Annotated in this window: 7 protein-coding genes; 3 read left to right on the top strand and 4 right to left on the bottom strand. The window is 72.9% G+C overall.

Annotated elements, in window-relative coordinates; all coding sequences use genetic code 11:
• Positions 1–1,068, bottom strand: a 1,068-nt coding sequence (locus tag AWZ10_RS17535) for a PucR family transcriptional regulator ligand-binding domain-containing protein (protein WP_208618515.1), incomplete at its 3' end; no start/stop codon positions are given.
• A gap of 173 nt (positions 1,069–1,241) precedes the next feature.
• Here AWZ10_RS17535 and speB point away from each other — a divergent pair.
• Both speB and AWZ10_RS17545 read left to right on the top strand, forming a co-directional pair.
• Positions 1,242–2,294, top strand: a complete 1,053-nt coding sequence (gene speB / locus AWZ10_RS17540; RefSeq protein ID WP_244172508.1) for an agmatinase — start codon at positions 1,242–1,244, stop codon at positions 2,292–2,294.
• Entirely contained in the window at positions 2,291–3,982 is a 1,692-nt protein-coding gene (locus AWZ10_RS17545) for a thiamine pyrophosphate-binding protein (RefSeq protein WP_060891525.1), read from the top strand. The genes speB and AWZ10_RS17545 overlap by 4 nt, the downstream gene beginning before the upstream one ends.
• Positions 3,983–4,037: 55 nt before the next feature.
• Here the strand turns inward: AWZ10_RS17545 and AWZ10_RS17550 are convergent, their stop codons facing one another.
• Entirely contained in the window at positions 4,038–4,652 is a 615-nt protein-coding gene (locus AWZ10_RS17550; protein WP_060891526.1) for a TetR/AcrR family transcriptional regulator, read from the bottom strand.
• Between the two features lie 105 nt (positions 4,653–4,757).
• Between AWZ10_RS17550 and AWZ10_RS17555 the strand changes: the two genes are divergently transcribed.
• Positions 4,758–5,666 carry an alpha/beta fold hydrolase gene (locus tag AWZ10_RS17555; RefSeq protein ID WP_063809772.1) on the top strand — a complete coding sequence of 303 codons (909 nt, stop codon included), beginning with the start codon at positions 4,758–4,760 and terminating at the stop codon, positions 5,664–5,666.
• 98 nt (positions 5,667–5,764) lie between these two features.
• Here the strand turns inward: AWZ10_RS17555 and AWZ10_RS55105 are convergent, their stop codons facing one another.
• Both AWZ10_RS55105 and AWZ10_RS50260 read right to left on the bottom strand, forming a co-directional pair.
• Complete coding sequence (locus tag AWZ10_RS55105; protein ID WP_060891528.1) at positions 5,765–7,249, bottom strand: FG-GAP-like repeat-containing protein; 1,485 nt, start codon at positions 7,247–7,249, stop codon at positions 5,765–5,767.
• A gap of 173 nt (positions 7,250–7,422) precedes the next feature.
• Positions 7,423–8,228, bottom strand: an 806-nt coding sequence (locus tag AWZ10_RS50260; RefSeq protein WP_482258105.1) for a mannosyltransferase YkcB-related protein, incomplete at its 5' end; no start/stop codon positions are given.

Consider the following 8,228-nt stretch of genomic DNA (forward strand, 5'->3'; position numbering starts at 1 on the left):
GCCGGGCTCGGCGGGGTGGGCGTGCACGACGAGCCAGCGGGGGGCTCCGCCCAGGAGGGGGGCCACCTCATCGGGCGGGGCGCCCAGCAGCAGGCGGACGAGCGCGGACGCGCGTGCAGCGCCCGTGCCGCTCTGCTGTTCGCCGGTGAGGAGGGAGAGGAGGACGGCGGCGACGGAGGCGATCGTGTGGTCGCCGGGGTCCCGGTGGGGGGTGGCCACGCCGAGGGTGAAGCCGTGTCCTTGGGAGGTGAGGGTGTAGGCGGCGAGGTGGGTGCCGTCGACCGTGTCCGTGGCGGAGGCGGGTGTGGAGCTGCGCGGGGAGGGGGGTTGTGGTGGGTCGGCGGGCGCGGGTTCGTCGGGGCTGGGCGCGCGGTTCCCCGCGCCCCTTGAGGGGCGGCCGGTGTTCTGAGCGGCAACCGGCTGTACCACCGCCGCCAGGCCGGCCAGGGCATCCGGCGTCGGCCCTCGCCCTGCCGTCGCCAGTTCCGTTCCGTCCGGGCCGTACAGGACCGCCCGGCCCCCCACCCGCTGGGCCAGTTGCCGTAGAACGGCGTGTACCGCGTCCGGGCGGGACGCGGCTGCCGCCAGGCCCTGCTGGGCCTCTGTCACGCGGCGCAGTTCCGCGTGCCTGGCCAGGGCCATGAGCTGCCAGACCGCGCGGGCCACGCCCGAGAAGGTCGTCCGGGGTGGGACCTCGATCAGGGGCAGGTCGTAGGTGTCGCAGGCCGCGACCAGCGCCCTCGGGACACTGTCGTGGACGGGGGCGACGCCGAAGCCGAGGGCCGCGCCGCCCGCCGCCACGATGCGGGAGACGTAGTCGTCGAAGTACGTGCCCGAGCCGGCCGCCGCCGAGATGTGGACTCCGGCCGTCAGCAGCAGCTCGCCGCCGAGCAGATACGGATACGGGTCCGACATCTCCGAGGTGTGCGCCCCGTGGATGGCCGTCCCCGCGTCCACGGGCCCGGCGATCTGCCGCAGGCCCAGGTCGTCGCGGGCGAGGAGGGCCGAGAGGGGCACGGGCGGGGTGGGAGGGACGGCCGGGGTGGGGGGTGCGGCCGGGTCCGGCATGGTGTGCGTTCCTTACATCAGCCACGGCTTGAATGGATGAAACGTACACTTCGCAGCCGCCTTCCCGCGGCCTAGGGTCGGTGCTCGTCACCGGTAGAGTCATCGCGAGTCGCACATATCAGCGCATAACCATCTGTGTCGACCACGGCGTATGTAGGAAGCAGGCAGTTCCCATGAGCAGCAACGAGACGCCCCACAGCCCCGTCGACTCGTCCCGAGGCCCCGCCGACTCGCCCCGAGGCCCCGCCGGCTCGCCCCGAGGACCTGTCGACTCCTCCCGCATCCCGCGCTACGCCGGTCCCGCCACCTACGCCCGGCTGCCGCGCCTCGACGAGGTGGGCCGCGCGGACGTCGCGGTCGTGGGTGTGCCGTTCGACTCGGGTGTCTCCTACCGGCCGGGCGCCCGCTTCGGCGGCAACGCGATCCGTGAGGCGTCCCGGCTGCTGCGCCCCTACAACCCGGCCCAGGACGCCTCCCCCTTCGCTCTCGCCCAGGTCGCGGACGCCGGTGACATCGCCGCCAACCCGTTCGACATCAACGAGGCGGTGGAGACGGTCGAGGCGGCGGCGGACGAGCTGCTGGGGACGGGGGCCCGCCTGATGACCCTCGGCGGCGACCACACCATCGCGCTCCCGCTGCTGCGGTCCGTCGCCAAGAAGCACGGGCCGGTGGCCCTGCTCCACTTCGACGCGCACCTCGACACCTGGGACACGTACTTCGGCGCCGAGTACACCCACGGCACCCCGTTCCGGCGGGCCGTGGAGGAGGGCATCCTCGACACCGAGGCCCTCTCGCACGTGGGCACGCGCGGTCCGCTGTACGGCAAGCAGGACCTCACCGACGACGAGAAGATGGGCTTCGGGATCGTCACCTCCGCCGACATCTACCGCCGGGGCGCGGACGAGGTGGCCGACCAGCTGCGCCAGCGCATCGGCGGCCGGCCCCTCTACATCTCCATCGACATCGACTGCCTCGACCCGGCCCACGCGCCGGGCACCGGGACGCCCGAGGCCGGCGGCATGACCTCGCGGGAACTGTTGGAGATCCTGCGAGGCCTGGCCTCCTGCAACCTGGTCTCCGCCGACGTCGTCGAGGTGGCGCCCGCGTACGATCACGCCGAGATCACCGCGGTGGCCGCCTCGCACACCGCGTACGAACTCACCACGATCATGTCCCGCCAGATCGCGCGGGCCAGGCAGGAAGAGCAGGAGAAGGCAGCGCAGTGACCCACGACCACGACCTGGTACTCCGCCCGACGGCCGCCCAGACGGAGGCCGCGCTGAACCCTCCCCCCGGCCGCAACGGCGGAGACCTGGTCGTGGAGACGCTGGCCGGGCTCGGCGCGACGACGGTCTTCGGGCTCCCCGGCCAGCACGCGCTCGGCATGTTCGACGCGCTGCGCCGCTCCGACCTCCGGTACATCGGCCTGCGGGTGGAGAACAACGCCGGGTTCGCGGCGGACGCGTACGGCCGCATCACGGGTGAGGCGGCCCCGCTGTTCCTGTCCACGGGCCCCGGCGCGCTGACGTCACTGGCCGCGCTCCAGGAGGCGGCGGCGGCCTCGGCGCCCGTCCTCGCCATCGGCAGCCAGATCCCGACGGCGGGTCTGGGCGGCGGCCGCCACGGCTACCTCCACGAACTCCCGGACCAGTCCGCCTCGTTCAGGGGTGTCGTCAAGTCCGTCCACACCGTCCGTGCGCAGTCCCAGATCCCCTCCGCCGTGGCCGCCGCCTGGCAGTCCGCGCTGACCGCCCCGCACGGTCCGGTGTGGGTGGAGATCCCGCAGGACGTGCTGCTGGCCGAGACGTCCCTCCCGGTGGTGACGGGCGGCGACGCCTTCCCCGAGGAGCTGCCGCCGCGCCCCGAACTGACCGCGCTGGCCGCTCACCTGCTGTCGTCCGCGGCCCGTCCGGCGATCATCGCGGGCGGCGGGGTCGTACGGGCGGACGCGTCCGGCAAGCTGCGGCAGCTCGCGGAGCGGCTGTCGGCGCCGGTCGTGACGACGTACGGGGGGAAGGGCGCCTTCCCGTGGACGCATCCGCTGTCGCTCCGGTCCTGGCTGGAGGACCGGCACACGACGGACTTCCTGGAGGACGCGGACGTGTTGCTGGTGGTCGGCTCGGGGCTGGGTGAACTGTCCTCCAACTACCACACGTTCAAGCCCCGCGGCCGAGTGATCCAGATCGAGGCGGACCTCGGAAAGCTGGAGTCCAACCATCCGGCACTCGGCATCCACGCCGACGCCCGGCTGGCCCTCCAGGCACTGCTGGAGACGATCGAGGAGACGCGGGAGGACGAGTCCGCGCCGGAGCGGGTGCGTGAGGTGCTGGGTAAGGTCCGCGAGCGCATCGACGCCCAGGAACTCACCCTGGAACAGGACCTGTTGGCCTCCATCCGACGGGCCCTGCCGCCGCGCGCTCCCTCCTTCTGGGACATGACGATCCTGGCGTACTGGGCCTGGTCGGCGTTCGATCCCAAGGGGCCCAACACCATGCACTCCGCCCAGGGCTCCGGCGGCCTCGGCTACGCCTTCCCGGCGGCCCTCGGCGCGGCGGCGGCCGACCCCACCCACCCGGTCCTCGCCGTCTCCGGCGACGGCGGCGCGCTCTACTCGATCGCCGAACTGGCCACGGCCCGGCAGTACGGCCTCGACGTCACCTGGCTCATCGTCGACGACGGCGGGTACGGCATCCTGCGCGAGTACCTGACCGACGCGTTCGGCGAAACGACCGGCACGGAACTGACCCGGCCGGACTTCGTCGCCCTGGCCGAGTCGTTCGGCGTACCGGGCACGCGGACCACCCCCGAGACCCTCGCGGACGACCTGGCCAAGTCCCTTGCCGCGCCGGGTCCTTCGGTGGTCGTGCTCCCGGCGGTACTGCGGATGTTCGCGCCGACGCATCTGGAGGGCTGACCGCTCCGCGTACCGTGAGGGAGCGGTGGGGGCTCTCCTCGACGGCGGCCGGACGTCAGGGACTGAGGCGGGAGGCCAGCCCCTCGAAGTAGCCGCGGTGTACGGCGGGCAGGTCCACCTGGTCGGGGTCCAGGAGCCAGAGGAGGTGGGCGCCTTCGAGGAAGGCGGCCACCTCGGTGGCCAGGAGGGTCGGGTCCAGGTCGGGGTGGGTCGAGCCGTCGGCCGCGGCTCGGGTGAAGAGGGCCGTCAGGTGGGCGCGCAGGGCTCGGCCCCGGTCGCGGAACCAGGTGTGGAGGGCGGTGCCCGGCTCCAGGTTCTCGGCGGTCAGGGTGGTGTGCAGGGCGGTCAGTTCGCGTTCGGCGGCGGCCGTGTGCTCGGCGTCCCTCACGAACCAGTCGAAGGCCTGGGCGAGGGTGGGTTCGGAGTCCGGGGTAGCCGACAGGCGGGCCAGGGCGCGGCGGTCGGCCTCCTCGAGCACCGCCTGGATCAGGCCGTCCTTGCTGCCGAAGTGGTGGATGAGGGCGGAGGGGGTGACGCCGGCCTGTTCGGCGATCGCGGCGACGCCCGTGCCGCGTACGCCCTGCTGGGAGAAGAGCCTGATCGCGGCGTCCACCATCGCGCGACGGCGTTCCACGCCGCGCTTCTGCACTTGTCCCTTGACCCCGACCATGAGGATCAGGGTGCCGGGTGGAGCGCCGAGGCGTCCACTGCGAAAAAACCGTGCGGCATCGGCACCGAGTCATTATCTTGAACGGTCATGCAGGAAAATAGAGTCATGAGCGAAGACCTGGTCGGCCGCGAGCGGATCGTCCGGGTGGACGGCATCGAGTTGTGGGCGGAGGAGTTCGGCGGCCCCGAGCGTCCGGTCGTGCTGCTGGTGATGGGCGCGCAGGCGCAGGGCGTGCAGTGGAACGACGGGATCGTCCGGCGGTTGGTCGAGGGCGGGCGTCGGGTGATCCGGTACGACCACCGGGACACCGGGCGGTCCTCCGTCGTCGACTTCGCCGTCCGGCCGTACACCGTCGCCGACATGGCCTCCGACGCGCTCGCCGTGCTGGACGCGTTCGGGGTGGAACGGGCCCATCTCGTGGGGGCGTCGCTGGGCGGGATCATCGCGCAGCGCGTCGCCGTCACCGATCCGGAGCGGGTGGTGACCCTGACGAGCCTGTCGTCCCAGCCGCTGGGCACGGACACGGCGGCGGTGGTGCGGCGGGCCCTGGAAGGGACGCCCCCGCAGGCGGGTGAACTGCCTCCGCCCAGCGCCGGGTTGCTGGCCGCGCTCGCCTCCGCCCGCCCCGATCCGGAAGCGGGCCTGGAGGGTCATCTCGCCCTCCGGCTTCCGCTGTGGCGGGTGCTGCACGGCTCGGTGCTGCCGTTCGAGGAGGAGGAGTACCGGGCCATGGAGCGGCGGGTGTACGAGCGGGCGCGCGATCTGTCGGCCGGGTTCAACCACACGCTCGCCGGGGCGGCCGGCGGGGACGACACGGCGGCTCTCGTCTCCGTCACCGCGCCGACGCTGGTGCTGCACGGGACCGAGGACCCGATGTTCCCGCCCGCGCACGGGGAAGCCACCGCCGCCGCGATCCCCGGGGCCAGGCTGGTGATGATCGAGGGCCTGGGCCACACCCTGCCGACCGCTCTGGACGCCCGTCTGGCCGAGGAGATCCTGCGGCACACGGTCTGACGGTTGAGACCGCACCACCGGTTCGGCGTGACGGCCGCAGCCGTACCACCGGTTCGGCGTGACGCGCGGCGGCACGTCACGCCGAACCGGAACGGGTGTCAGCGCAGAGCCGCGCCGAACATCGCGTCCGTGGCCGGACCCGCCACGTCACCCGGGCCGAAGGCCAGGGCCGACGTGGTGGTCAGGCCGGTCGTGGTGCCGGGGAGGACCCAGACCGCTCCGTTGTCGCTGTTCTCGGCGGGGGCGCCGACGGCGAGGTCGGGGTGACCGTTGCCGTTGAGGTCCAGGAGAGCCGTGGTGGTACCGAACTTGTCCTCCGCCTCGGCGGCTCCGGGGACCCCGGCGGTGTTCTGGTGGAAGACCTTGGTGCCGGCGCCCGTGACACCGGAGGCGGTGCCGGGGACCAGGGCGACCGAACCGGTGTTCACGATGGTGCCGACGTCCTCGTACGCGATGCCGAGGGCGATGTCGGCGTAGCCGTCACCGGTGACGTCGGCGACCGAGACCGCCGAGCCGACCAGGTCGCCGTCCTCCTGCGCGCCGGGGAAGCCGGGCAGGTTCTGGTCGAAGGTCTGGACGTTGGACTCGGAGGTACCGGTGGGGGAGCCGTAGGCCACGCGGACCTGGTCGGACCAGTCCTCGGCGCCCACGACCACGTCGTCGTAGCCGTCACCGTTCACGTCGCCGATGCCCGTGCCCGCCGGGTCGCGGCTCGTGTCGTCCCCCGGCGCGAAGCCGCGGGTGAAGCCCGAAGCGCCGCCCAGGAGCAGGCGGTTGCCCCAGGTGCCGTCGCCCGTGTAATGCCACTGGACCAGGTCGTCCCGGCCGTCGCCGTTGACGTCGCCGACCTGGCCGGAGACGACCGGGCCGGTGATGGAGGCGGGGCCGTTCTCGCAGCCGTGGCCGGTGGCGCAGGAGGCGTCGTCCTCGTACCAGCCCCACCACAGGGACTTGTCGAGGAGGGGGAGCACGGCTGCGGGCTTGCCGGCGCGGGAGATCGGGCCCTTCCACAGGGTCGCCGGGGCTCCCTCGGGGTCGTCGCCGGAAATGTCCTGCGCGGAGAAGAGCGCGAGGTCGGTCTTGCCGTCGCCGTTGAAGTCGCCCGCCTGCGGGGCCGCCCCGAACTTGGCGATGCTCGTACCGCCGGTCAGCCCGGAGGCCGAGCCCCAGAGGATCACGGAGCCCGCAGGGCCGCCCGCGATCACCAGGTCGCCGTAGCCGTCCCGGTCCAGGTCGCCCTTGGTGAACGTCGAGCCGAAGCGCTGGTTGGCGGTGGCGGAACCGGGCACGCCGCTCGTCGAACGGCTGACGAGCTTCTTCTTCGCCGTGGAGAGCCCGTTCTTCGAGCCGTACATGACGGCCACATAGCCCGCCCTGGCCTTCCCGGACACCTTGGCGTTCGGGGCGCCCACGACCAGGTCGGCATACCCGTCCGCGTTGAAGTCGTCCGCCACGCCCACCTTCGCGGGGGCCGCCGAGGCCGGGCCGAGCGACCAGGCGGTCAGGCCGCCGGTCAGCAGTACCACCGCCGCCATGGGGGCGCTCAGTCGTGCCGCGCGGGTGCTGCGTCGTGCTGGTGACATGCACGTGCCTTTCGGGTCGTGGGGTCCGGCGTGGCGGAAGCGCCGCGTCCATGGAGTCCGACTCCGATAAGGCTTCACCGGTTGTACGTTCGAATGTCATGGATGGGTAACTGACGGAGAGCCCCTGGACGTGACGTCGTCCAGGGGCTCTCGGGTGAGGTGCGGGCCGGTGCCTACTTCACGTCCGACGCGTCCAGGCGGTAGACGCTCGCCGACGTGCTGTTGTCACCTGTCGTGGAACCCGAGTCCGAGTCCGACGTCGAACTTCCGCCGTACTCGCTCGCGTTCACGGCGGTGCCGTTCTCCTGCACCCAGGCGGTCACCTCGGAGCTGAGGCCGGAGTCGCCGCCGCGGCCGCCGCCCATGCCGCCGCCGAGCTGGATGTAGTGCAGGTCGCCGTTCTTCACCAGTTCCTTGAGCTTGGCGAGGGTCATGGCCTGGTCGCTGCCGGACCAGCCCCACATGGAGATGACGGGCTCGCCGCTGCTGAGGATGAGCTGGGACGCGCTCTGTGAACTCGACACCGCGAGCAGCCACTTGGCGCCGTCCTGGTGCTTCTTCAGGTAGGAGATCAGCTCGCTGTCGGCGCCGCCGCCCATGCCGCCTCCACCGCCGCCGCCCATGCCGCCACCGGGGCCGCCGCTCGTGCCGCCCTGCGGGGCCTGGCCGCCGGTCTGCCCGCCCTGTTGGGTGCCGTTCTGTTGGGTCCCGTTCTGCTGGGTGCCGCCGGGTGCGCCGTTCGGGGGCGTACCCATCTGACCGCCGCCCTGCTGCTGACCGTCGGCCTGACCGCCGGTCTGCCCGTTCGCCTGCCCGTTCTGACCGCCGCCCGGGAAGCCGCCGCCGCCAGGACCGCCGCCGCCCGCGCGATTGCCACCGCCGCCACCGAAGCCGCCCATGCCGCCGCCCGTCGTGGGACCGGCGGTCGGGTTGGTGCCGCCCATGCCGCCGCCCGTGGCGGACAGCTCGGTGGCGGCGT

It is taken from the genome of Streptomyces europaeiscabiei, from assembly GCF_001550375.1.
Lineage (GTDB): Bacteria > Actinomycetota > Actinomycetes > Streptomycetales > Streptomycetaceae > Streptomyces > Streptomyces europaeiscabiei.